Source organism: Variovorax soli (assembly GCF_031454625.1).
Classification (GTDB): Bacteria; Pseudomonadota; Gammaproteobacteria; order Burkholderiales; family Burkholderiaceae_C; genus Variovorax; species Variovorax soli_A.
Window position 1 is genome coordinate 246574 of sequence record NZ_JAVDRF010000005.1, and the last position, 23599, is coordinate 270172.

A 23599-nucleotide genomic window follows, 5' to 3' on the forward strand; every position below is an offset into this window, starting at 1 on the left:
AAAAACAAGTCGGTTTATTCCATCGACTGAATTTTCTGACCGCGAGCGGAGAGCGGATCGAGTTCGATTGCTTCGTACTCGTCGCCGGCCTTCGCTAAGTCTTCCCGAGTTCGGCGCGCGGAGTACGGATCGGGCGGGCCGAGGTCTTCGTCCGACGAGGACACCCCCTCGCTGGACAGTCCCTCGCTGGACAGTCCCTCGCTGATGCCTCGGTTGTCGTCGTATTCCTTCACTTTTATGTCGTTTCCACGGCCCCTTGGTGTAATGACGTCTTTGAACGTCTCGGGTTCTTTCCGGGCGCGGGGGAAGTCGCCTTGCGCTCCCGGCCGCTGGACCTGCCGTTCCGATGACTCACCTTCCCTGTGAACCAAGTACAGCGCCCAGTAATGCAAGTAAATGACCGTTCCGAGCATCAGGTTCCAGAACAGGATCCGCGTGATGTCGTTGCTGTCCTCGGTCAGAGTGCTGTGCTCGGCCTCCAGCGCGGCCCACAGCGCCGTCAATAGGCCAACGACCCCTGCAAACACGCCTTGCCGTGCGGCGTTGGTGACCAAGAACATCCTGCCAAGGCTATCAATGAAATTGCCGGTGGAGGGAAGAAATCCGAGTTGAATGCGAGGCCCTTCCATGTCCTTCCTTCTGCGTTCATCGACTTCGTTGAGCCATTCTTTTGTGAGGCCCGATCCAAGGCGTGGTTTCTCATCGAAGAGCTTGGTCAGGACCTCGGTCTCGACAGCCGTGAGCCGGCATGGGAGATAGGCCCTCATGAACTCGTATACGAATAGTTCTTCCACGAGTTCTTGGCGACTCCGCCGCTCCATCTCAGGGGACAGTCGCTTGCATAGTCTGTCGATCCTCTTGTCTAGGCGAGTGAAGTCCGGCGCCCTGTATGCAGCAGCGTCCCGCAGAAGGGACATCGGAGGCAACTCCGTTTTGTCGTCAAATTCATACCGGAGAGATTCCAGAAGTTTTTGTTCTTTCTCGCCAAATTGCATTTGCCCGTCAGTCTGCACTGGACTGTCCTTCCTCTTCTCTTTTAGCATCTCAAGCCGTTCTTCACGTCCTGCAGAGTCTGGGTCAGTAAGAACTTCCAGGTAAAGACTATGCATCTCCTTGAGCTGAGTCAGCCTATCGAACTGTTCTCGCTGCGCATCAACGTCATCTCGGAGCTGCATCAGGTAATTGCGCTGTGTTTTGTCGAGCTGATCGAAGTTCACACGATTCATTCGACGCATTTCTCGTGACCTGCTGTAGATGCCAAGCCCCTTCTCGAACTCCCTCAGTGCTCCCCATTTTGAGATCTCCGGACTGTCAGAAAAGGCTGGCTCCAATTTTCTGAGTTGTTCAAGATATTGCTTGTGCGGCTCATCGAGGCTGTCGTACTCCTGTCCCTCCATTCGTTGAAGCTCTTGCACATACAGTTCGACGTTCAACTCGTTGATCATCTGCTGGCGCTCGGCGGCTGGCGTCATCAGCAGCTTTTTGGCAAAAGTACTCAAGACTTCGATGTACTTTTTGTGAATGGATTCGTCTTGAAGTTGTTCCTTTGCCTCGCGAAGATATGTTCTTCTTTCGAGCAACTTCGCAATGGAAGGCATGACCAAGTCATCACCGATTTCCAAGCCACCATTGGTCGACCCGTGGATCCCGGAATCCTTGAGGTTGAGACTGGCGGCGAGCAGAACCTCTGGCAGTACCGTTCCATTGCCGACGGCGCTAGGAAGGCCTCGGGCGCCTGAGATGGGGGCTGCTATGTCCATGGCCAATCCACCGAACCATTGGCCGAAAACGTAGAACACTCCCGATGCGGCCACTCCGCGAAATGGAAGCGATCTAAGGTTGTCTCTGAGAGGAAAGATGAAGTTGCATATATCGCGAGCAAGGCAGTAGCAGACGACTGGCGACAATTGGACCCCCATCGAGTACAGAGAGCCTGTCATGTAGCAGGCCAGTATCGCGCCCAGGTTCATGATGCCCAATGCCGAGCGCGCGATGATGCTGATCCTGTTGGCCGTGCCGAGGCAGCCTGATGAAATGGCTCCCACCAGGTTGAAGGTCGGTGCGATGGCGATGGCAAGGATGGCCGTGAGGGACATATAGGGGGCGTCAAGCTTCGAGGCTCTGCTGACCTCGAAGGCGATCGCGTCGCCCATGAGCTTGCACAGCGTCACGACGATGCCGGTGCGCAGTCCCACGTTGATGATGTTGGCGGCCCATCGTCCAGCGTCGCTCCTGAACTCGTTGCGTAAGATCGCGCCCAGAAAATCGATCAGCCCGCAGCGTCGTTGCTGCTGCGCATCGGGAGAGTCCCCTGGATGCTCCAATGCGACCTCTTGCATGCAACGCAGCAAGTGCTTGACGTCGGCTTCGAGTTCCGCGTCGTCGGCCAACGTGTCCCAGCTGTCGCTCGACAGGTCCCCACTGTCAGCGGAAGCATCTTGTACGGTCTCGGGATCAGACTCGACGACATCAGAATCGTCAGCGGCGATGATTTTTTTCGCCTTGTCGATGATCCTGCTTGTTCTCCGACGCTCTTCCGGAGACATGTCTTTGCGCAAGCTTTCGATCGTGGGGACCAGCACCCTCTGAGACATGCGGGCGATCCGTGGCAGCGCATCCCGCCTGACCAGCCGGTTGTCATCGGCGCGCCGGGAGACTGCGAGGCGACGATCGAATTCGTCCCTGATTCGGCCAATCTTGAGGGGAGTGATTATGGGGGGCGAAACTTTCTCAGGATTCGTGTGACTGGAGCCTTGTTCGGCTCGCTTTGGTCCTGACTGCTTCTGCAGTTTTTCCCCATAGGGCGACTGGGGCGAATGCGGCACATATCTGCTGGCGCGACTCATTTGGCAACCTTCATGGTGTTCTGGAAGGTCGTATGTAAACGTAACTGATCGCTGCGTCAAAATTTGTCGCAATACTGCCCAACTTTGTCGCGCTTTCTCGCAGAGACGACTCCGCGCCTCACTCCCCGCTCGCGTAGCATCTCGCCGTCAGCCCTCGCCCGCCACCGGGTGCTGCGCCATGGCTTCCAGCGCCCGCACCAGCGCCGAGTGATCCTCCTGCCCGTGCCCCAGCGCCGCACACGCATTCATCAACTGCGCCGCGCCAGCCGTCTGCGGCAGCGCCACGCCCAGCGCGCGTGCGCTCTGCATCGCGAGGTTCAGATCCTTCTGGTGCAGCGAGATCCGAAAGCCCGGCGCGAAGGTGCGCTTGATCATTCGCTCCCCATGCACCTCGAGGATGCGCGAGGAGGCGAAGCCGCCCATCAGCGCTTGCCGCACCTTGGCCGGATCGGCGCCGGCTTTGCTGGCGAAGACCAGCGCCTCGCCGACGGCGGCGATGTTGAGCGCCACGATGATCTGGTTGGCTACCTTGCACACCTGGCCATCGCCCGCGCCGCCCACCAGCGTGACGTTCTTGCCCATCTTCTCGAGCAGAGGCCGCACACGGCCGAACACGCCTTCGTCGCCGCCGCACATGATGGTGAGGCTGGCGGCCTTGGCACCGACCTCGCCGCCCGATACCGGCGCGTCGACGTAACCGCAGCCCAGGTCGACGATGCGCTGGGCGAAGCCCTTGGTCGCGATCGGATCGATGGAACTGCAGTCCACCACCGTCTTGCCCCGGGTCAGGGTCGAGGCCACGCCGTTCTCGCCGAACAGCACCTTTTCAACGTCGGGCGTGTCCGGAACCATGATGAAGATCACGTCGGCTTGCTTCGTGACCTCGGCCGCCGAGTCGCACACGGTGGCGCGCGAGGTGAAGGGCTCGGGCACTGCGCCGTGCGTGTGGACGAAGAGCGTGTGGCCGGCGTCGAGCAGGTGCCCGGCCATGGGCGCGCCCATGATGCCGAGGCCGATGAAGCCGATCTTCTGAGAGGCCGTAGAGGACATGCGATGAATTCCTTGTCTTTGTCTGTGTGTCGTTATCGGGGGAGGGCGGTGCGCCATCCGAGACCTTCGACGGTCTCGCCGCGCGGCTTGTACTCGCAGCCGATCCAGCCGGTGTAGCCGGCGGCATCGATGTGCTTGAAGAGCCACGGGTAGTTGATCTCGCCCGTGCCCGGCTCGCCCCGGCCCGGGTTGTCGGCCAGCTGGATGTGGCCGATGCGGGCCATGTTCTTGGTGAGGGTGGCGGCCAGTTCACCCTCCATGCGCTGCGCGTGGTAGATGTCGTACTGCAGCAGCAGGTTGGTCGAGCCCACCTCGTCGAGGATGGCCAGCGCCTGGTCGGTTCGGGTGAGAAAGAAGCCCGGAATGTCGAAGTAGTTGACCGGTTCGACGAGCAGCATGATCCCCGCGCCCTGCAGTTCGCGGGCCGCGAAGCGCAGGTTCTCCACCGCGGTCTTGCGCGCCTCGTCCGCGCTCACACCCTGTGGCAGCTTGCCGAGCAGGCAGTTGAGCTTGGGGCAGCCCAGCGCACTCGCATAGTCGATCGCCATGCCCACACCCTCGCGGAACTCACCGATCCGGTCGGGATGGCAGGCGATGCCGCGCTCGCCGCCCTCCCAGTTGCCCGCGGGCAGGTTGTGCAGCACCTGCTGCAGGCCGTTGGCGCGCAGGGCCGCGGTGAGCTCCTTCTTGTCGAAGGCGTAGGGGAACAGGTACTCGACGGCCTTGAAGCCTGCCTTCGCGGCAGCCTCGAAGCGTTGCATGAAGGGCAGCTCCGTGAAGAGCATCGTCAGGTTGGCGGCAAAGCGCGGCATCTTGCTTGTCTCCTCTCAATCCAGCATGGCGGCAGCGACGGAGCTCGGCGCATCCGCGAGGCTCTCGGCCAGCGCCTCGAATTCGTTGATGGCATCGATCTCGGTGCCCATGGCGATGTTGGTCACTCGCTCCAGCATCACCTCGATCACGACCGGCACGCTGAACTCGGCCATCAGCTGCTCGGCGCGCTGGATGGCGGGCTTGATCTCTTCCTGCTTGTAGACGCGGATCGCCTTGCAGCCCAGGCCCTCGACCACCTTCACGTGATCGACCCCGTACTCGCGCTCGACGCCGCTTTCGGCCGTGGCGTTGATGTTCTCGAAGCCCAACTGCACGCAGTAGTCCATCTCGAAACCGCGCTGCGCCTGGCGGATCAGCCCGAGGTACGAGTTGTTGACCACGATGTGGATGTACGGCAGCTTGAACTGCGCGCCGACGGCCAGTTCCTCGACCATGAACTGGAAGTCGTAGTCGCCCGAGAGCGCGACGATCCTGCGCGCCGGATCGGCGGCACGCACGCCCAGGGCGGCCGGGATGGTCCAGCCGAGCGGGCCGGCCTGGCCGCAGTTGATCCAGTTGCGCGGGTTGTAGACATGCAGGAACTGCGCCGCCGCGATCTGCGAAAGCCCGATGGTGCTCACATAGCAGGTCTCGCGCTCGAAGTTGCGGTTCATGCACTGGTACACGCGCTGCGGCTTCATCGGCACGTCGTCGAAGTTGGTCTTGCGCAGCATGGTCTTCTTGCGCTCCAGGCATTCGTCCGCCCACGCGCGGCGGCTGGGCAACTGGCCCTTGGCCTTCATGGCCTCCGCCACCTCCACGAACAGTTCCAATGCGGCCTTGGCGTCCGAGACGATGCCGAAGTCGGGCGTGAACACGCGGCCGATCTGCGTGGGCTCGATATCCACGTGCACGAAGGTGCGGCCCTTGGTGTAGACCTCGACGGAGCCGGTATGGCGGTTGGCCCAGCGGTTGCCGATGCCCAGCACGAAGTCGGAAGCCAGCATGGTGGCGTTGCCGTAGCGGTGGCTGGTCTGCAGGCCGCACATACCGGCCATCAGCGGATGGTCGTCGGGAATCGTGCCCCAGCCCATGAGGGTGGGGATCACCGGCACGCCGGTCGCCTCGGCGAAGCGCACCAGCAGCTCGCTGGCGTTGGCGTTGATGATGCCGCCGCCGGCCACGATCAACGGGCGCTCGGCGGCATTCAGCATTGCGATGGCCTTCTCGATCTGCGCGCGGGACGCGGCCGGCTTGTAGGGCGTGAGCGGCTGGTAGGTGTCGATGTCGAACTCGATCTGGGCCATCTGCACGTCGAAGGGCAGGTCGATCAGCACCGGGCCCGGGCGGCCGGAGCGCATCAGGTGGAAGGCCTGCTGGAACACCTGCGGCACCTGGCCGGGCTCGCGCACGGTGACGGACCACTTGGTGACCGGCTTGGAGATCGACTCGATGTCCACGGCCTGGAAGTCTTCCTTGTAGAGACGCGCGCGCGGTGCCTGGCCGGTGATGCAGAGGATCGGGATGGAGTCCGCCCAGGCCGAGTACAGCCCGGTGATCATGTCGGTGCCGGCCGGTCCCGAGGTGCCGATGCACACGCCGATGTTGCCGGCCACGGCGCGGGTGTAGCCCTCGGCCATGTGCGAAGCGCCTTCGACGTGGCGCGCCAGGATGTGGCCGATGCTGCCTTGCTTGCGCAGCGCCGAGTAGAGCGGATTGATGGCGGCGCCGGGCACGCCGAAGGCCTGCGTTACGCCTTCTTTTTCCATCACCAGAACGGCGGCCTGGGCCGCGGTCATCTTTGCCATGTGTAGTCTCCTTGGGATGGCTTGACTGTAGGAATTTGGGGCGTCCGGCAGAAGGCGGCGCGGGGCCATAAAAGCTATTCCGGCACGGAATAACTGGCTACGATTGCCCGATGGACCGACTGCTTGCCATGGAGATGTTCGTTCGCGTGGTGGAGACCGGCAGCTTCTCCAAGGCCGCGCGCGAGTTCAACACCACCCAGCCCACGGTGACCAAGCAGGTCGCGGCCACCGAGGCGCGGCTGAAGGTGCGGCTGCTCAACCGCAACACGCGGGGCGTGAGCCTGACCGAATCGGGCTCGCTCTACTACGAGAAGTGCAAGTCCATCGTGCACGAGGCCGAGGAGGCCGAGCAGGTGGTGCGCCGGCGCGAGTCGCAGGCCCAGGGCCTGTTGCGCATCGGCACCTCGGTCGCCTTCGGACGGCGCGTGATGGTGCCGCTCGCGCTGGAGTACATGGCGCGTCACCCGCAGGTGCAGGTGGACCTGAGCTTCGAAGACCGCTATGTCGACCTGATCGCGCAGGGCATCGACGTCGCGGTGCGCATGGGCAAGCTGGCCGACTCATCGCTGGGCGCGCGCTTCCTCGGCATGAATCCCTGGGTCATGGTGGCGGCGCCCGACTACCTGAAGAAGCACGGCACGCCCAGGCGCGCCCAGGACCTGAGCGGCCATGTGGCGCTGATCTACAGCAGCGTGGTGGGCGACGACGTCTGGCGCATGCACACGCCCAAGGGCGAGCCGGTGACGGTGCCTGTCTCCGGCCGGCTGCGCTCCAACAACGTCTCGGCCGTGCTGGCCGCGGCGAGAGAGGGGCTGGGCATCGCGCTGATGCCGCGCTACGTGGCGAGCGATTCATTGGCCGCGGGCAAGGTCGTGGAGGTGCTGCCGGGGCATGCGCTACCCGAGCAGGAGATCCACGCGGTCTTCCCGTCGCCCAAGCTGGTGCCGGGAAAGGTGTCGAGCTTCGTCGCTTTCCTGCAGGGGCGGTTCGGGGAAGGGTGGTGGGGGTAGCTACGTCGCCGCGCCGGACAGCCGCTGCGCCGGCCGCCGCAGGGTCGAGTCGAAGGGATGGATCTTCGGGCCGATCGCCTCGGCCTCTCGCTTGAGCAGCGACACCACCGTGGGCATCCGCTCCGGGCTCAAGCGGTCGGAGATGGTGCCCACGCTCAGCGCCGCCACGGCCCGGCCCTCGCGGTCGAGGATCGGCACTGCGACGCCGGCCATGCCTTCCAGCAGGCCTGTGTTACGCCCGGCGTAGCCCGACTTGCGCACTTGCTCGATTTCGGTGCGCAGGTACACCTCGTCGAACACCCCGTACTCGCGCACCCGCGAGAGGTTGAAGCGGATCACCTCCTCGCGCTCGGCCTCCGGCAAGAAGGCGAGGATGGCCATGGCGCCCTGGCCCACGCCGAGCGCAATGCGCCCGCCGATGTCGCCGCTGAAGGACCGGATCGGAAAAGGGCCTTCGCTGCGGTCCAGGCACACCGCGTCGAAGCCGCTGCGCACCAGCAGGAAGATCGTGTCGCCGAGGCTGCCGCACAGGCGCAGCAGGGCGGGCCGGCACAGGCTGCGCAAGTCGCCCGGATTGCCGGCACGTGCGGCCAGCGCGAAGAAGTCGACGCCCAGCCGATAGAGCTTGCTGCGCGGGTCCTGCTCGACGGCGCCTTCGGCCATCAGCGACTGCAGCAGCCGGTGCACCGTCGCCTGCGTCAGGCCTACGCGCTTCGCCAATTGGGTGACGCGGCAGCCCTCCGATGGGGCGTCGGCCAGTGCACGGAGCAGGGCGAACAGGCGGGGCACGGCGCCGGTGGCGGTCTCAGAGGGCGTCATGATCTTGCTCTTCGAAATCTTCAGCGAACTATACCGCCAGAAAATTCCGCTGAACGGAATAAAACGATAAAAAAATCCGTTTAATGGAATACCCTGCGCAAGATGGCTTGCTTGTTGCAATAGAGTGGAACACACCGGCTCGCAGGCAAGCACTGCGAGGCCGGCCCGCCGGGGCCAGCCATGGACGCCCGGTCCCCGGATCAGGAGCGCCCCCGATGTCATTTCTCAGCCTGCGCGACGTGAGCAAGTTCTACGGCAGCACCTGCGCCGTCTCGGCCATGAACCTGTCGGTGGAGCAGGGCGAATTCGTTTCGCTGCTCGGCCCCTCGGGTTGCGGCAAGACCACCACATTGCAGATGGTGGCCGGCTTCGAGCCGGTGAGCAGCGGCACCATCACCCTGGCCGGGCGCGACATCACGCGCGCCAAGGCCAACACCCGCGGCCTGGGCATCGTCTTCCAGAGCTATGCGCTGTTCCCGCACATGACGGTGGCCGACAACGTGAGCTTCGGCCTGGAGATGCGCAAGCTCCCGCGCGCCGAGCGGCAGGAGCGCGTGCGCAAGGCTCTATCGCTGGTGCACCTCGATGCGCATGCGCAGCGTTATCCGCGCGAGCTCTCGGGCGGTCAGCGCCAGCGGGTGGCGCTGGCGCGCGCGCTGGTGATCGAGCCGCCCGTGCTGCTGCTGGACGAGCCGCTGTCCAACCTCGACGCCAAGCTGCGCGAGGAGATGCAGTTCGAGCTGCGCCAGATCCAGCGCAAGGTCGGCACCACCACGGTGATGGTCACGCACGACCAGAGCGAGGCCATGTCGGTGAGTGATCGGGTGGTGGTGATGCAGGCCGGCGTCGTGACGCAGGTCGACGAGCCGCAGCGCGTGTACGAGCATCCGCGCACGCGCTTCATCTCCACTTTCGTGGGCAAGGCCAACCTGCTCGATGCGCGTGTGCGCGAGGCCGGCGAGCGGGTGGGGGTGTCGCTGGGCTCACTGCGTCTCGATGTGGCGGTGGACAACCCGGCCGACTTCGCGCCCGGCGCCGTCGCGCTGCTGAGCGTTCGGCCCGAGAAGCTGCAGCTGCTGCCGCGCGGCCGCGGCCGGATGGATGGGGAAGTGCAGGAGCGCTTCTTCCTCGGCAGCCAATGGCTCTATCGCCTGTCGACCGATGCCGGCGACTGGACCGTGCTCTGCCCGAACGATGGACGCGCGTCGCTGGCCGTGGGAGAGGCCGCCGCCATCGACTGGCCGGACCACTGCATGCGGCTGCTGCCGGCCGAGGCGCCGATGGCCGCGGGAGCATCGGCATGAACGCCGACCTGGCGGCCACGACGCCGATCCCTTCGATCATGCCGGCGCCCGCGCCCGCGCCCGCGCCCGCGCGCCACGCGGTGCCCTGGCTCCTCACGGCGCCGGCCTTCGCCCTCTTCGCGACCCTGCTGCTCGCGCCGCTGCTGCTCACGGCGGTGCTGTCCTTCAACGTCTACGACGCGGCCACCGGCGTCAAGGCTGGCCAATACACGCTCGAGCACTACGCGCACGTGTTCGGCGACGACTACTACCTCGCCATTTTCTGGCGCACCTTCTGGATCTCGATGCTGGTCACCCTGATCTGCGTCGCGGTCGGCGCGCCGGAAGCCTACGTGCTCAGCCGCATGCGCAACCCCTGGCGCGCGGTGCTGCTGCTGGTGGTGCTGGCGCCGCTGCTGGTCTCGGTCGTGGTGCGGGCCTTCGGCTGGAGCATGCTGCTGGGCCCCGAGGGGCTGGTCAATGGCGTGCTGCGCGCCGTCGGCATCGGCCCGGTGAAGATGCTCTACACCGAGATCGCGGTGGTGGTGGCGCTGGTGCACGTGATGATGCCTTTCATGGTGATCGCCGTGTGGACCTCGCTGCAGAAGCTGGACGCGGGCGTCGAGAACGCCGCCCTCTCGCTCGGCGCCTCGCCCTTCACCACGCTCAGGCGGGTGGTGCTGCCGCAGGTGATGCCCGGGGTGCTCTCCGGCAGCCTGATCGTGTTCGGCCTGAGCGCGAGCGCCTTCGCCATCCCGGGCCTGCTCGGCGGCCGGCGGCTGAAGATGGTCGCCACCGTGGTTTACGACGAGTACCTGCACGAGCTCAACTGGCCGCTCGGCGCCACGGTCGCTCTGGTGCTGCTGGGGGCCAACCTGGTGGTGATGCTCAGCCTCAACCGCATGGTCGAAGGCCGCTACAAGAAGGCGCTGGGGTAGGGGCTGGCATGCGCAACAACGGACCCATCGCCCTCGCGTTCAACGCGCTCGTCATCGCCTTCATGCTGGCGCCGCTGCTGGTGGTGTGCGTGGTGGCCTTCACGCCGCACAACACGCTCACCCTCCCGACCACGTCGTTCTCGCTGCGCTGGTTCCGCGCGGTGTTCGTCCATCCGGACTTCGTCGCCTCGTTCTGGAACAGCCTGCGGCTGGCGCTGTGCTCGGCCACGCTGGCCACGGTGCTGGCGGTGCCGGCGGCCATCGCGATCACGCGCTATCGCTTTCCGGGACGCGACTTCCTCAACGGGCTGTTCCTCTCGCCGCTGATCATTCCGCATCTCGTGCTGGGCGTGGCCATGCTGCGCATGTTCGCGCTGGTCGGCGGCACCGGCAGCTTCGGCTGGCTGGTGCTGGCGCACACGGTGATCGTCACGCCCTACACGCTGCGGCTGGTGCTCGCGGCGCTGGTGGGCTTCGACCGCAGCGCCGAGCAGGCGGCGCTCTCGCTGGGCGCGAGCCAGGCAACGGTGTTCCGGCGCATCACGCTGCCGATGATCCTGCCGGGCGTCACCGGTGGCTGGATGCTGGGCTTCATCAACAGCTTCGACGAGGTCACGATGTCCATCTTCGTCACCGCGCCCTCGACGGTCACGCTGCCGGTGCGCATGTACATGTATGCGACCGAGTCCATCGATCCGCTGATGGCCGCGGTCTCGGCGCTGATGATCGCCGTCACCGCCTGCGCGATGCTGCTGCTCGATCGCGTTTACGGGCTGGACCGCGTGCTGGTGGGCCGCGCATGACACCGACGAAGCATCGGATGAGCGCCCCGCTGCTGCACCGCGTGGCCGAAACGGGCCGCGCCGAGATCTCCTTCACGCTCGACGGCGTGCCTTGCACCGCGCTCGCGGGCGATACCGTGCTCACCGCGGTGCTGACCCACGCGGGCCGCCTGCGCCGCAACGAGTTCAGCGGTGCGCCGCGTGCCGGCTTCTGCATGATGGGCGCCTGCCAGGACTGCTGGGTGCAGACCGCCGAGGGCGCGCGTCTGCGTGCCTGCTCGACCTTCGTGCAGGACGGCATGAGCCTGGTCACCGAGGGGGCGCCATGACCGGCGCGAGCACGACCCCGCCGGTGATCGTCGGCGCCGGCCCGGCCGGCGTACGCGCCGCGCAGGCGCTGGCGGCGCATGGCCTGCGGCCGGTCGTCATCGACGAAGCACCGCGCGCCGGCGGCCAGGTCTACCGCCGCCAGCCGGCGCAGTTCGGGCGCAGCAGCCGCACGCTCTACGGCTTCGAGGCCGGGCGCGCCGACGCGCTGCATGCGAGCTTCGACGCCCTGCGCGAGCAGGTCGACCATCAGCCCGACAGCCTCGTGTGGAACGCGCAGGACGGCTGGCTCGACGTGCTGCACGGCCCCACCCAGCGCACGCGCCGCGTGCCCTTCGAACAACTCATCGTCGCCACCGGTGCCACCGACCGCGTGCTGCCCGTGCCCGGCTGGACGCTGCCTGGCGTCTACACGCTGGGCGGTGCGCAGGTGGCGCTGAAGTTCCAGGGCTGCGCGATCGGTCAGCGCGTCGTCTTCATGGGCACCGGGCCCTTGCTCTACCTGGTGGCCTGCCAGTACGCCAAAGCGGGCGCGCAGGTTGCAGCCGTGCTCGACACCGCCCGCTTCGCGGACCAATGCGCCGCCTTGCCCGCGATGAGCACGCAGCCGGCGGTCCTGCTCAAGGGCCTGTACTACGTGGGGTGGCTGCGCGCCCATGGCATCGCGCTGCATGGCGGCGTGCGTCCGTTGCGCGTGCTCGGGAGCGAGCGCGTCGAGGGCGTGGCCTGGCACGACGGCCGGGTCGAGCGCACGCTCGAATGCGACGCGGTGGGCTTCGGCCATGCGTTGCGTTCCGAGACGCAGCTGGCCGACCTGCTCGGCTGCCGCTTCGCCTTCGCGCCGCTGCATCGCGCGCACTTGCCCGAGCGCGATAACGCCGGGCGCAGCAGCGTCCCGGGCGTCTACCTGGCCGGGGACGGGGCCGGCATCCTGGGCGCCGATGCCGCCGAGTGGGCCGGCGAGCGTGCGGCCCTGGCGCTGCTGCAGGACCGCGGCCTGCAGGTCGATGCCCGGCGCGCGCAGGCGCTCGAGCGCAAGCTGGCGCGGGTCGCGGGCTTTCGCGCGGGCCTGGAGCGCGCCTTTCCCTTTCCGCAGGACTGGGCCTCTCGGGCGCCGGACGAACTGGTCGTGTGCCGCTGCGAAAACGTCACGGCCGGCACCTTGCGCCAGACCGTGCGCGAAGCGGGCGCGGACGAGCTCAATCGCCTGAAGGCGCTGTGCCGCGTCGGCATGGGCCGCTGCCAGGGCCGCATGTGCGGCGTGGCGGCTGCCGAGGTGCTGGCGCATGCCACCGGCCAGCCGCTGCAGCAGGTGGGCCGGCTGCGCGGGCAGGCGCCGATCAAGCCCATCCCCATGCAACTGGCTGCCGCGCCGGAGGGCCTGTCTTCATGACGCGGCGCATCGACTGCGACGTGGCCATCGTCGGCGGCGGCATCGTCGGCGCTTCCGCCGCGCTGGCGCTGCGCCGCATGGGACGGCAGGTGGTTCTGCTGGAGCGCGACCTGTGCGGCTCGCGCTCCAGCGGCGTGAACTTCGGCGGCGTGCGACGCCAGGGCCGCCCGATCAGCCAGCTGCCGCTGGCGCAGCGCTCGCACCGCATCTGGGGCGCGCTGGCGAAAACCATCGGCACCGACGGCGAGTACGTGCGCTCCGGCCACTTCAAGATCGCGCGCAGCGAGGCCGACCTCGCCGCGCTGGAGCACTACCGCGCGCAGAGCCGCGACTTCGACCTCGGGCTGGAAATGATCGGCGGTGCACGGCTGCGCGAACAATCCGCCTGGCTGGGCATCAAGGCCGTGGGCGGCTCCTTCTGCCCGGAGGACGGCCAGGCCAACCCGCGCCTGGTGTCGCCCGCCTTCGCGCGCGCCGCCGAGCGTGCCGGCGCCCAGGTGCTGGAGCGCACGCGCGTGGACGAGGCAGACCACGACGGGCAGCGCTTCGTGCTGCGCAGCACCGCCGGCGGCCTGGAAGTGCGCGCGCCGGTGCTGCTGAACTGTGCCGGCGCCTGGGCCGGCCCGCTGGCCGCGCAGTTCGGTGACGAACTGCCGCTGCGCGCCGGCCATCCGGCCATGGCCGTGACCGAACCGCTGCCCGTCTTCATGAACTGGAGCCTGGGCGTGGAAGGCGGCGGCATCTACTGCCGCCAGGTAGCGCGCGGCAATGTCGTGATGGGCGGCGGCGCGGGCTTCGCGCTCGACGACGAACGCGCACGCGTGGAGCGCAGTGCCATCGACGGGATGTGCCAGCAGGCCATCGAGCTGCTTCCGGCGCTGCGCCATGCCCACATCATCCGCACCTGGAGCGGCACCGAGGGCTATCTGCCCGACCGCCAGCCGGTGCTCGGCGAGAGCCCGCGCAGGCCCGGCCTGATCCATGGCTTCGGCTTCGCCGGTGCCGGCTTCCAGGTCGGCCCTGCCGCCGGCGAAGTGCTGGCCGAGCTGGCCTGCCATGGCCGCAGCAGCACGCCCATCGAGGCCTTCGCGGTCGATCGCTTCGTGCGCGCCGCCGAAGCGGCCGAGCCGGCGAACGAAGCGCACCCCTCACCCCGCCCCCAACCCATCTCCGTCGCACGCTGAAAGGAAGACCCCATGAACCCCCGCACCACGATTTCCCTCGCCGCCGCGCTCGCGGCCCTGCTCGCCGCAGGGGCTGCCACTGCGCAGAACAAGACGCTGTACATCGGCATGAACGGCGGCACGATGGAGAAGACGTACACGCAGTACGTCTTCCCCGAGTTCGAGAAGCAGACCGGCGCCAAGGTGGTGGTGGTGCCCGGCACCTCCTCCGACATCCTGGCCAAGGCACAGGCCAACAAGGACAAGCCGCAGATGCACGTGATGTTCCTCGACGACGGCATCATGTACCGCGCCATCGGCATGGGGCTGTGCGAGAAGCAGCGGCCGAGCGCCGCGCTCGATGCGCTCTACCCCGCGGCCCGCTTCAAGGGCGACATGGCCAGCGGCGTGAGCCTGGGCATGACGGGGCTGGCCTACAACAAGAAGATGTTCACTGAAAAGGGCTGGGCCGCGCCCACCTCCTGGATGGACCTGGCCGACGCGAAGTACAAGGGCAAGGTGGTGTTCCAGTCGATGCCTTCTTCCTCCTTCGGCCTGCACGGCTTCCTGATGTTCAATCGCATCCAGGGCGGCAACGACAAGAACGTCGACCCCGGCTTCAATGCCTGGGACAAGACCATCGGCCCGAACGTGCTGGAGTACATCCCGAGCTCGGCCAAGCTGTCGGAGATGGTGCAGACCGGCGAGGCCGCGATCTTCCCGCTCACGCCCACCGCGGTGGCGGCACTCAAGGAGAAAGGCATCCCGGTCGAGTACGCCCAGCCGAAGGAAGGCTCGGTGGTGCTGACCGTCGGCCAGTGCGTCATCGCCAACAACAGCGAGCCCGAGCTGGCGCAGAAGCTCGCCGAGTTCTTGCTGAGCCCGCAGGCGCAAGCCGCCGCGTTGCAGTACGGCAGCCAGCTGCCGACCAACCCGAAGACGCCGGCCAGTGGCGACGCCAGCGCCTTGGTCGCGAAGATCAATGACTGGATGAAGAATGCGGTCACCATCGACTGGGACAGCATCAACGCCAACCGGCCCGCCTGGAACGCGCGCTGGAACAAGACGATCGAAAAGTGACGCGACGGATGCCCACACAAGGATTCGATATGACAGCTCCCGCCACCCAGACCCACAGCCTGCTCGAACGCCTGGGCGTGCCCGCGGCGGCATTGCGCGGCGGCCCGCTGTCGGTGCGATCGCCCATCGATGGCAGCACGCTGGCCCAGTTGCCGGTGCACTCGGCCGACGATGTCTCGCGCCTGGTCGGCGAGGCGCAATCCGCCTTCCTGGCCTGGCGCAGCGTGCCGGCGCCGCGGCGCGGCGAGCTGATCCGCCTGCTCGGCGAGGAGCTGCGCGCCGAGAAGGAGACGCTGGGCACGCTGGTCTCGCTGGAGGCCGGCAAGATCCTCACCGAAGGCCTGGGCGAGGTGCAGGAGATGATCGACATCTGCGACTTCGCGGTCGGCCTGTCGCGCCAGCTGCACGGACTGACCATCGCCTCCGAGCGGCCCGGCCACCGCATGATGGAGAGCTGGCATCCGCTGGGCGTGATCGGCGTCATCAGCGCCTTCAACTTCCCGGCCGCGGTGTGGTCCTGGAACTTCGCGCTGGCGATCGTCTGCGGCGATGCGGTGGTGTGGAAGCCGTCCGAGAAGACGCCGCTCACGGCGCTCGCCTGCCAGGCCCTGTTCGAACGCGCCGCGCGGCGCTTCGGCGCCGAGGCGCCGGCCGGCCTCTCGTGCGTCGCCATCGGCCTGCGCGAAATCGGCGAGGCGATCGTCGACGATACGCGCGTGGCGCTGGTGTCGGCCACCGGCAGCACGCGCATGGGCCGCGAGGTCGGCCCGCGGGTGGCGCGGCGCTTCGGCCGCTGCCTGCTGGAGCTGGGCGGCAACAACGCGGTGGTGGTCACGCCCTCGGCCGACCTCGACCTCGCGGTGCGCGGCATTCTCTTCGCCGCCGCGGGCACGGCCGGGCAGCGCTGCACCACCACCCGCCGGCTGATCGTGCACGAGAGCGTGCGCGAGATGCTGGTCGCGCGCCTGCGCAAGGCCTACGAGAAGCTCGCCATCGGCGATCCGCGCGAGCCCGGCACGCTGGTCGGCCCACTGATCGACCGCGCCGCCTTCGAAAGCATGCAGTCGGCGCTCGCCGCGGCGGCGGAGGAGGGCGGGAAGGTCTATGGCGGCGAGCGCGTCCTCGCCGACACACGGCCGGATGCCTGGTACGTGCGCCCGGCCATCGTCGAGATGCCGGCGCAGACGGCGACTGTGCGCCACGAGACTTTCGCACCCATCCTCTACGTGCTGGGCTATGAGCACTTCGAGGAGGCGATCGCGATGCACAACGACGTGCCGCAGGGCCTGTCGTCGGCGGTGTTCGGCAACGACTTGCGCGAGACGGAGCAATTCCTTTCGGCGGCGGGATCGGACTGCGGCATCGCCAACGTCAACATCGGCACCTCGGGCGCCGAGATCGGCGGCGCCTTCGGCGGCGAGAAGGAGACCGGCGGCGGCCGCGAGTCGGGCTCGGATGCCTGGCGCAACTACATGCGCCGCGCGACCAACACCATCAACTACTCGCGCTCGCTGCCGCTGGCGCAGGGCGTGCGCTTCGACGTCTGAGAGTCGGGGTCGCAGCGCATCGGCGGCGCGCACCGCGGCGGCCGGCGCGTCGACTTTTGCAACTCGGCGAGTTCGGCACAAAATGAGCCGGCCCAGAGTCCGCAGGAGATTTCCGCATGAGACCTTCGAAGCCGCCTGCCCCGCCGCGCCCGCCCGCAAGCCAGCCCGAAAAAACCTCGCCGGCGCCTGGGGGCGCACCGCTGACCGCCGAGTGGCTGCGCTGGGTCACCGAGCAATTGCTGCGCGGCTGCACGCCGCAATCGGTGCTGGCGACGATGACGGCTGCCGGCCTCGACGCGCAGGCCAGCGCGGAGGTGATCGAACAGGTGCCGGGCAACGCGGTCTACATTGCCGCGGAAGGCCGGGCGCAACAGCTGCGCAAGCTCGAGTCCACGCTGGCCAACCTGCAGCTGCTCTGGGAGATCGACCCGATGTACGGCATCGTCGACAAGCGCGTGACAGTCGGCGAGGACGAATTCATCGATCGCTACGTGCGGGGCTGCCGGCCGCTCGTGCTCACCGGCCACACGCGAGACTGGCCTGCAATGCGGCGGTGGTCGCCGCCCGACCTGAAGATGCGCTTCGGCCATCTCGATGTCGATGTCCAGGCCGAGCGCCAGGCGAATCCGCGCTACGAAGAAGACAAGGCCTTGCATCGCCGGACGGTCCGCCTAAGCGAATTCGTCGACCAGGTGCTCGCCGGCGGCGAAACCAACGACTACTACCTCACCGCGAACAATGAAGCGCTGCGGCGGCCCGACTTCGCGCCTTTGCTGGATGACGTCGGCAGCCTGCCGCCGTGCTGCGATCGCGCCGAGCTGGCTGAGCGCTCCTCGTTCTGGTTCGGGCCGGCGGGCACCGTGACTCCGTTGCACCACGACACGCTGATGCTGTTCCACACCCAAGTCGTCGGACGCAAGCGCTGGCGCCTCATCTCGCCGCTGCAGGGGCAGCGCCTGTACAACACGAACGGCGTCTTCAGCCCGATCGACCTGGACGCGGTCGACCTGAGGCAGTTCCCCTTGTTCGCGGGCGTGCGCGTGCTCGAAGTCGTGGTCTGGCCGGGCGAGACCATGTTCTTGCCGCTGGGCTGGTGGCACCAGGTGCGGGCGCTGGACGTCAGTGTGTCTTTCTCGTATTCGAATCTGGCCTTGCCGATTCCGAACCTGTTCACCTATTTCGACCCCGTGCCGCGAGCCGTCCAGGGTTAGGCGACGCGGCACGACTTGACGACGAAGGGCGCCGGGTCGGTACCGAAGTAGGCATTGGTGCAGGGCACCGTGCCGTTGACCGTCTTCTGGACCCAGCGTGTGTCCGCGCCGTACTTCACCACGGTCGGTGACGACACGGTGAAGCTTTGTCCTTCAGTGGCCAGGAACGTGCCCGAGGGCAGCGGCGCGGGCGCGGGCGCAGGTGCGGGTGCAGGTGCAGGTGCAGGTGCAGGTGCTGGTGCTGGTGCTGGTGCTGGTGCAGGCGCAGGCGCGGGTGCGGGTGCGGGCGCAGGTGCGGGCGCAGGTGCGGGTGCGGGTGCGGGCGCAGGCGCGGGTGCGGGTGCGGGTGCGGGTGCGGGTGCGGGTGCGGGTGCGGGCGCAGGTGCAGGTGCAGGCGCAGGCGCAGGTGCGGGTGCAGGTGCTGGTGCAGGTGCAGGTGCTGGCGCTGGCGCTGGCGCGGGCGCGGGCGCGGGCGCGGGCGCCGGAGCAGGCGCGGTTGGCAGCTTGCAGGACTTCACCACGAAGGGCGCCGGGTCGGTGCCGAAGGTGGTGTTGCTGCAAGACACCGTGCCGCTGACCGTCTTCTGTACCCAGCGTGTGTCGGCGCCATAAGCCACCAGGGTCGCGCTCGATACGGTAAAGGTACCGCCCTCGACGGCCAGCGTCGGCCCGGACGGCACAGGTGCGGGTGCAGGCGCGGGCGCGGGCGCGGGCGCGGGCGCCGGTGCGGGCGCCGGTGCGGGTGCGGGTGCGGGTGCGGGTGCGGGTGCGGGCGCAGGTGCAGGCGCAGGCGCAGGCGCAGGCGCCGGTGCGGGTGCAGGTGCAGGTGCAGGTGCAGGTGCAGGTGCAGGTGCAGGTGCAGGTGCAGGTGCAGGTGCAGGTGCGGGCGCGGGCGCGGGCGCAGGTGCGGGTGCGGGCGCGGGTGCGGGTGCCGGTGCCGGTGCAGGTGCGGGCGCGGGCGCGGGTGCCGGTGCGGGTGCCGGTGCCGGTGCCGGTGCGGGCGCTGGCTCCGGAGCAGGCGCGGTCGGCAGCTTGCAGGACTTCACCACGAAGGGCGCTGGGTCGGTGCCGAAGGTGGTGTTGCTGCAAGACACCGTGCCGCTGACCGTCTTCTGTACCCAGCGTGTGTCGGCGCCATAGGCCACCACGGTTGCGCTCGATACGGTGAAGGTACCGCCCTCAACGGCCAGCGTCGGCCCGGACGGCACGGGCGCGGGTGCAGGCGCGGGCGCGGGCGCGGGTGCAGGCGCGGGCGCGGGCGCGGGCGCGGGCGCGGGCGCCGGTGCGGGCGCCGGTGCAGGCGCAGGCGCAGGCGCAGGCGGAGCGGCCGTTCCCGTGTCCGCCACGCAGGACTTGGTCACGCCCGGCGCGGGATCCGTGCCGCCGAAAAAGGTCGTGCTGCAGGTGCCGGTGCCGGTCACGACCTTGTCGACCCAGCGCGAATCGACGCCGTAGCTCACCACCGTCGCGGCCGTCATGTTGAAGGCGGCGCCCTGCGCGGCCACCGTGCGGTCGGCGGTCGTCACCTGGGTGCCCGGCGTCACGCCGCCGGCCTTGGGCGCCAGCACCTGGCAGGTCTTGGCGGCGTTCGGCGCGGGATTCATCCCGAAGAACTCGTTGCGGCAACTCACGGTGCCGGTGACCGTCTTCTGCGTCCAGTTCCCGCCATTGCCGAACTGCACGACGGTAGGGGCCGGCAGGGTGAAGGTGTAGCCCTGGTTGCCCACGTTCGTCCAACTGCCCTGCACCTTGAGGATCTTCGCGATGGAGGGCACGCCGGCACTGTCGATCGCGAACAGCATGTAGTACCCGGCGGGCAGGATGTTCGGGCTCTCGTTGAGCGTGATGTTGACGGTCGAGCTGCCGGCGGCCTGCGTGAAAGGCAATTCCAGAAAGCGTTGCCCGAAGTCCGTCGAATGCGTCACCGAGCCGGTACGCACCAGCGTCACGCGCCGGATCGCCAACTGCGATACGACGCTGATCTGGAAGTCGGTGCCGAGGGTCAACTGCGCGGGCGCCGTGTTGATGATCGGGCGCGGCGCGCGCTGGCCGCTGCTGTCGAAGAGGTAGGGCGGCGAATAGATCTCGGCGTTGAGATTCAGCACGGGCCCGGGCGAGCCGCCGCCGGCCGACAGCACCGTCGCATCGGGCAGCAGCATGGCGGTGGAGTGGTACAGGCGCGGCTTCTGCGCCGGGTTGCCGGTGGTCCACTGTGCCGTGGCGGGGTCCCACAGGAGGGCCGTGAAGGCGGTGTCGGTCAGCTGGTTCTCCTGGGCCGAGCCCCCGGTGACCAGCACCTTCCCGTCGGCCAGCACGGTCGCCGTGCCCCATTCGCGGTTGAGCCCGGGACCCGCGACACTGGTCACGACCGGCGTGCGGCCATTGATGTCGACCACCACCGCCCCGCCGTCGTCGGCGACCATGAGCATCTTGCCGCGGTCGAACATGGCCCAGGGCAGCACCCAGTTGATGAACTTCGGCAGCGTGCCGATGGGCCCGAGGGTGGGCGCCTCGGTGTCGATGCTGAACAGCTGGTTGCTGCTCGCCACGACCACCCGGCCGTTGGGGGCCAGCACGGCGCGCGGATAGAACCAGTCGCCCGGCCAGTTGGGAATGGCCCCGAGGGTTTTCCAGCCCGGGCCCGGCGTGTAGATCTCGGGCACGCCCGAGCCGGCGCCGTTGGCGTCGATGCCCGCGAGCATCAGCGCCCGGCCGTCGGCCAGGGGAACCGCGCTGCCGTACCAGCGCGCATAGGCCATCGGCGGCCCGGCGCTGATGAGGGAGGAGACCGGGTCGTAGAAGTTGACGTCGGGCACGCCGCCATTGACCTTGTCCGGCGTGATCCCGCGCGTGTCGCCGCCCGCCAGCAGCACCTGCCCGGCCGGGAGCACGGTCTGGGCGCTGCAGAAGAGGTCGGTGCGCGTGGAGTGCTGCAAGAGGCTGTGGGCGTTGGTGCTCGGGGTCCAGACGTCGTAGTAGAGCTGCGCGCCCTGGGCGCCGCTCGGATCGGTGCCGTAGCTCATCACCTTGCCGTCGGGCGTCAGCACGACGTGGATGGCATTGATCGGCCAGGTGATCGGTGCTGCCCACTCGCCGCCGGTGTTGGACGCCAAGGCGGCCGAGGCCACTGCAGCAGTGGTCGTGGTCGTCGTAGTCGTGGTGGTCGTGCCGGTGGGCCCTGGGCCCCGGTCGATCGGGGCGGGGCTGTCCCGTTCCAGTTCCCGCTGCCGGGCGATGTCCGCTGGCGTGATGATCGACTTGCGTGTCATGACGGCGGAGGCCTTGGCCCCGCCTTCGGCAGCCGCGGCCGGTGCCGAGGGATCGGCCGCGCCGGCCGTGGTAGCGGCAATGGCCGGGGCCATCGAGCCGTCGCTCTGCCCCGGGGCGGGGGCGGGGGTGGGTGCGGGGGCGGAAGCATCGGTGTTGGTCATGCCCGCGCCGGTGCCAGCCACTCCGGGCGCCATTCCGCCATTGCCATTTCCACCGCCGCCGCACGCGGTGATCACCAGCGGCGCCCACAAGGCAATCCACCTGAACCCGGAAGCACGCGGGAATGGCGGCGAGGTCGTTGGCATGTTCGCAACCCGTAGTAGAACTTTGGCGTTATACAGCCGCCATTCTGGAGCGAATCCACCAAGTTGCGTAGTCCTAAAGTGCTACTCAGATTCCCTTGTGTCGTTCGGAGGACCTTCGCGCCTTTCGCGCACCGATGTGCGTCTTCTACCCGGGCGGCTCCGCCGCCTCCTCGTTCGACGAGGCGAACAGGTCCCAGGTCGCCATGAACAGCGCTGCCACCACCGGCCCGATCACGAAGCCGTTGACGCCGAACAGCGCCATGCCGCCGACCGTGGACATCAGCACGATGTAGTCGGGCAGCTGCGTATCCTTGCCCACCAGGATCGGGCGCAGCACGTTGTCGACCAGCCCGATCACCACGATGCCGAAGACGATCAGCGCCACGCCTTGCCACACATGGCCTGTGGCGAGGAAGTAGAGCGCCACCGGCAGCCAGATCAGCGCCGCGCCCACCGCCGGCAGCAGCGAGAGGAAGCCCATCAGCACCGCCCACAGCAGCGCGCCCTGCACGCCCAGCACCCAGAAGGCCAGCCCGCCCAGCGCCCCCTGCACGGCGGCCACTGCCACGTTGCCCTTGATGGTGGCGCGGATGACGTTGGTGAACTTGTTGAGCAGGAAGTGCGTGTGCGGCCGCGCCATGGGCAATGCCTGGCGCACCGTCTTCGAGAGCGCGGCGCCGTCGCGCAGGAGGAAGTACAGCATGTAGAGCATCAGCGCGAAGCTCACCAGGAAGTCGAAGGTGTTCTGCCCGATATTGAGCGCCTGCGTGGCGATCATCTGGCCGGTCTGGGCGGCGCCCTGGCCGATGCGCGACAGCATCGCCTCCATGTTGCCGAGTCCGAAGCGGTCGAGCAGGTTGAGCAGCCATTGCGGCGCCACGCCGATGATCTGCTGGAGGTAGCGCGCGAAGTTGATCTCGCCGGTGCGGATGCGTTGCGTCACCAGCGAGGCCTCCTGCACCAGTGAGACCGTCACCATTGCCAGCGGGATGATCACGATCACGAGGCAGATTGCGAGCGTGGCCAGCGCCGCGCGGTTGTGCCGGCCCGGCATCTTCCGCAGCAGCCGCTTGTAGAGCGGCGTGAACAGGATCGCCAGCGCGACGGCCCAGAGCACCGCCCCGAAGAAGGGCAGCAGGATCAAGAAGAACGCGGCCGTCACGGCGGCCAGCAGCAGGAGGAAAACCGTGCGCTGCAGTTCAGGTGAATTCATGGCCCGGCGACTGTAGCCGAGCCCGGGGGGCGCGCCCTGTCAGCGGGCAGCCCGTGGCAGGGCCACCGGTGCCAGCGTGGCGCGCAGGCGCTCGTCGGCGCCGGGGCTGGATGCCACCTCAGCCTCCAGCGCTTCCTCGACGTTGCCGATGTGGTCCAGCATCAGCTGGCGGGCGCGCTTGATCTCGCCGGCCTCGAGCGCGGCCACGATGGCCGCATGCTCGGCGCAGGACTGCCCGGCCTCGTGCGTGGACTGGAACAGCGTGGCCGCCAGCGTGGTGCGCGCGGTGAGGTCGCGCAGCACATCGCACAGCAGGCGGTGACCCATCTGGTCGGCCAGGCAGACATGGAAGTCGGCCAGCAGGAAGGCGCGGGTGGCGGCGTCGGCGCCGGCGATGGCGCGCTTCTCGTCGGCAATGTGCTCGCGCAGCTTGCGGATCACCTTCGACAGCGGCCGGCCCGATGATTCGGCCAGGATGCCGGCCTCGATGATGCGGCGCGCGGCGAACGCATCGCGCGCCTCCTCCGCCGAAGGCTCCACCACGTACCAGCCGCGGCGCGACTGCACCTCGACGAAACCCCGCGCCTGCAGTTGCATCAGCGCTTCGCGCACCATCGTGCGGCTGACGCCGAAGTTCTCGGCCAGCTGCTGCTCGCCCAGGCGCTCGCCGGGCGCAAGCTTCTGGGCCAGGATGGCCTCGACCACGCGCGCGGCGATGGTGGTGGGGGTGACGTCGGTCAT

18 protein-coding genes are annotated in these 23599 nt (G+C 67.9%); 10 read left to right on the forward strand and 8 right to left on the reverse strand.

The window, feature by feature from the left end; translation table 11 throughout:
* Window positions 1-14 precede the first annotated feature (14 nt).
* The 4 genes from J2739_RS14095 to gcl all read right to left on the reverse strand — a co-directional run bounded on the left by J2739_RS14095 (window position 15) and on the right by gcl (window position 6517).
* The gene (locus J2739_RS14095) at window positions 15-2846 is read right to left on the reverse strand and encodes a hypothetical protein (protein WP_309902631.1); all 2832 of its coding nucleotides are present in this window, start codon (window positions 2844-2846) and stop codon (window positions 15-17) included.
* A 147-nt stretch (window positions 2847-2993) separates the two neighbouring features.
* A complete protein-coding gene (locus tag J2739_RS14100) occupies window positions 2994-3953 on the reverse strand; it encodes a 2-hydroxy-3-oxopropionate reductase (RefSeq protein ID WP_405053882.1) in 960 nt (319 codons plus the stop codon).
* A complete protein-coding gene (gene hyi / locus J2739_RS14105; RefSeq protein ID WP_309902634.1) occupies window positions 3929-4708 on the reverse strand; it encodes a hydroxypyruvate isomerase in 780 nt (259 codons plus the stop codon). The genes J2739_RS14100 and hyi overlap by 25 nt, the downstream gene beginning before the upstream one ends.
* Window positions 4709-4723: 15 nt before the next feature.
* Complete coding sequence (gene gcl, locus J2739_RS14110) at window positions 4724-6517, reverse strand: glyoxylate carboligase (protein ID WP_309902636.1); 1794 nt, start codon at window positions 6515-6517, stop codon at window positions 4724-4726.
* Between the two features lie 110 nt (window positions 6518-6627).
* Between gcl and J2739_RS14115 the strand changes: the two genes are divergently transcribed.
* Complete coding sequence (locus tag J2739_RS14115) at window positions 6628-7527, forward strand: LysR family transcriptional regulator (RefSeq protein ID WP_309902637.1); 900 nt, start codon at window positions 6628-6630, stop codon at window positions 7525-7527.
* Here the strand turns inward: J2739_RS14115 and J2739_RS14120 are convergent, their stop codons facing one another.
* Window positions 7528-8346 carry an IclR family transcriptional regulator gene (locus tag J2739_RS14120; RefSeq protein ID WP_309902639.1) on the reverse strand — a complete coding sequence of 273 codons (819 nt, stop codon included), beginning with the start codon at window positions 8344-8346 and terminating at the stop codon, window positions 7528-7530.
* 215 nt (window positions 8347-8561) lie between these two features.
* On the opposite strand from J2739_RS14120, the gene J2739_RS14125 reads away from it, so the two are divergent.
* From J2739_RS14125 to J2739_RS14165, 9 genes are all read left to right on the forward strand, one after another.
* Window positions 8562-9650, forward strand: coding sequence for an ABC transporter ATP-binding protein (locus tag J2739_RS14125; protein ID WP_309902641.1), 1089 nt, complete (start codon window positions 8562-8564; stop codon window positions 9648-9650).
* Between the two features lie 38 nt (window positions 9651-9688).
* Window positions 9689-10567, forward strand: coding sequence for an ABC transporter permease (locus J2739_RS14130; protein ID WP_309903014.1), 879 nt, complete (start codon window positions 9689-9691; stop codon window positions 10565-10567).
* 8 nt (window positions 10568-10575) lie between these two features.
* Window positions 10576-11370, forward strand: a complete 795-nt coding sequence (locus tag J2739_RS14135) for an ABC transporter permease (RefSeq protein WP_309902643.1) — start codon at window positions 10576-10578, stop codon at window positions 11368-11370.
* 17 nt (window positions 11371-11387) lie between these two features.
* The gene (locus J2739_RS14140; protein ID WP_309902645.1) at window positions 11388-11678 is read left to right on the forward strand and encodes a (2Fe-2S)-binding protein; all 291 of its coding nucleotides are present in this window, start codon (window positions 11388-11390) and stop codon (window positions 11676-11678) included.
* Window positions 11675-13069: an FAD/NAD(P)-binding oxidoreductase gene (locus J2739_RS14145; protein WP_309902647.1), complete on the forward strand. Its 1395-nt coding sequence runs from the start codon at window positions 11675-11677 to the stop codon at window positions 13067-13069. The genes J2739_RS14140 and J2739_RS14145 overlap by 4 nt, the downstream gene beginning before the upstream one ends.
* Window positions 13066-14253 (forward strand): NAD(P)/FAD-dependent oxidoreductase, encoded by a 1188-nt coding sequence (locus J2739_RS14150; protein WP_309902649.1) that lies wholly within the window; start codon window positions 13066-13068, stop codon window positions 14251-14253. Before J2739_RS14145 ends, J2739_RS14150 begins: the two co-directional genes overlap by 4 nt.
* Before the next feature lie 12 nt (window positions 14254-14265).
* Window positions 14266-15312 carry an ABC transporter substrate-binding protein gene (locus J2739_RS14155; RefSeq protein ID WP_309902651.1) on the forward strand — a complete coding sequence of 349 codons (1047 nt, stop codon included), beginning with the start codon at window positions 14266-14268 and terminating at the stop codon, window positions 15310-15312.
* A 29-nt stretch (window positions 15313-15341) separates the two neighbouring features.
* Window positions 15342-16859, forward strand: a complete 1518-nt coding sequence (amaB, locus tag J2739_RS14160) for an L-piperidine-6-carboxylate dehydrogenase (RefSeq protein ID WP_309902653.1) — start codon at window positions 15342-15344, stop codon at window positions 16857-16859.
* Window positions 16860-16975: 116 nt separating this feature from the next.
* Entirely contained in the window at window positions 16976-18070 is a 1095-nt protein-coding gene (locus tag J2739_RS14165) for a cupin-like domain-containing protein (protein WP_309902655.1), read from the forward strand.
* Here J2739_RS14165 and J2739_RS14170 read toward each other — a convergent pair.
* The 3 genes from J2739_RS14170 to J2739_RS14180 form a co-directional block, all read right to left on the reverse strand.
* Window positions 18067-21501 carry a galactose oxidase early set domain-containing protein gene (locus tag J2739_RS14170; RefSeq protein ID WP_309902657.1) on the reverse strand — a complete coding sequence of 1145 codons (3435 nt, stop codon included), beginning with the start codon at window positions 21499-21501 and terminating at the stop codon, window positions 18067-18069. The genes J2739_RS14165 and J2739_RS14170 overlap by 4 nt on opposite strands.
* Before the next feature lie 289 nt (window positions 21502-21790).
* On the reverse strand, window positions 21791-22858 hold the full coding sequence (locus tag J2739_RS14175; protein WP_309902659.1) for an AI-2E family transporter: 1068 nt from the start codon (window positions 22856-22858) through the stop codon (window positions 21791-21793).
* A 39-nt stretch (window positions 22859-22897) separates the two neighbouring features.
* Window positions 22898-23599 (reverse strand): GntR family transcriptional regulator, encoded by a 702-nt coding sequence (locus tag J2739_RS14180; RefSeq protein WP_309902661.1) that lies wholly within the window; start codon window positions 23597-23599, stop codon window positions 22898-22900.

What these genes read in the sequence shown, in the direction of transcription:
- J2739_RS14100 (WP_405053882.1), bottom strand. Translation starts at nt 3,953, where the DNA reads ATGGCGCACCGCCCTCCCCCGATAACGACACACAGACAAAGACAAGGA.
- J2739_RS14150 (WP_309902649.1), top strand. Translation starts at nt 13,066, where the DNA reads ATGACGCGGCGCATCGACTGCGACGTGGCCATCGTCGGCGGCGGCATC.
- hyi (WP_309902634.1), bottom strand. Translation starts at nt 4,708, where the DNA reads ATGCCGCGCTTTGCCGCCAACCTGACGATGCTCTTCACGGAGCTGCCC.
- J2739_RS14115 (WP_309902637.1), top strand. Translation starts at nt 6,628, where the DNA reads ATGGACCGACTGCTTGCCATGGAGATGTTCGTTCGCGTGGTGGAGACC.
- J2739_RS14125 (WP_309902641.1), top strand. Translation starts at nt 8,562, where the DNA reads ATGTCATTTCTCAGCCTGCGCGACGTGAGCAAGTTCTACGGCAGCACC.
- J2739_RS14120 (WP_309902639.1), bottom strand. Translation starts at nt 8,346, where the DNA reads ATGACGCCCTCTGAGACCGCCACCGGCGCCGTGCCCCGCCTGTTCGCC.
- J2739_RS14140 (WP_309902645.1), top strand. Translation starts at nt 11,388, where the DNA reads ATGAGCGCCCCGCTGCTGCACCGCGTGGCCGAAACGGGCCGCGCCGAG.
- J2739_RS14135 (WP_309902643.1), top strand. Translation starts at nt 10,576, where the DNA reads ATGCGCAACAACGGACCCATCGCCCTCGCGTTCAACGCGCTCGTCATC.
- J2739_RS14130 (WP_309903014.1), top strand. Translation starts at nt 9,689, where the DNA reads ATGCCGGCGCCCGCGCCCGCGCCCGCGCCCGCGCGCCACGCGGTGCCC.
- J2739_RS14095 (WP_309902631.1), bottom strand. Translation starts at nt 2,846, where the DNA reads ATGAGTCGCGCCAGCAGATATGTGCCGCATTCGCCCCAGTCGCCCTAT.
- J2739_RS14175 (WP_309902659.1), bottom strand. Translation starts at nt 22,858, where the DNA reads ATGAATTCACCTGAACTGCAGCGCACGGTTTTCCTCCTGCTGCTGGCC.
- J2739_RS14165 (WP_309902655.1), top strand. Translation starts at nt 16,976, where the DNA reads ATGAGACCTTCGAAGCCGCCTGCCCCGCCGCGCCCGCCCGCAAGCCAG.
- J2739_RS14155 (WP_309902651.1), top strand. Translation starts at nt 14,266, where the DNA reads ATGAACCCCCGCACCACGATTTCCCTCGCCGCCGCGCTCGCGGCCCTG.
- J2739_RS14145 (WP_309902647.1), top strand. Translation starts at nt 11,675, where the DNA reads ATGACCGGCGCGAGCACGACCCCGCCGGTGATCGTCGGCGCCGGCCCG.
- J2739_RS14180 (WP_309902661.1), bottom strand. Translation starts at nt 23,599, where the DNA reads ATGACCGACGTCACCCCCACCACCATCGCCGCGCGCGTGGTCGAGGCC.
- J2739_RS14170 (WP_309902657.1), bottom strand. Translation starts at nt 21,501, where the DNA reads ATGACCAACACCGATGCTTCCGCCCCCGCACCCACCCCCGCCCCCGCC.
- gcl (WP_309902636.1), bottom strand. Translation starts at nt 6,517, where the DNA reads ATGGCAAAGATGACCGCGGCCCAGGCCGCCGTTCTGGTGATGGAAAAA.
- amaB (WP_309902653.1), top strand. Translation starts at nt 15,342, where the DNA reads ATGACAGCTCCCGCCACCCAGACCCACAGCCTGCTCGAACGCCTGGGC.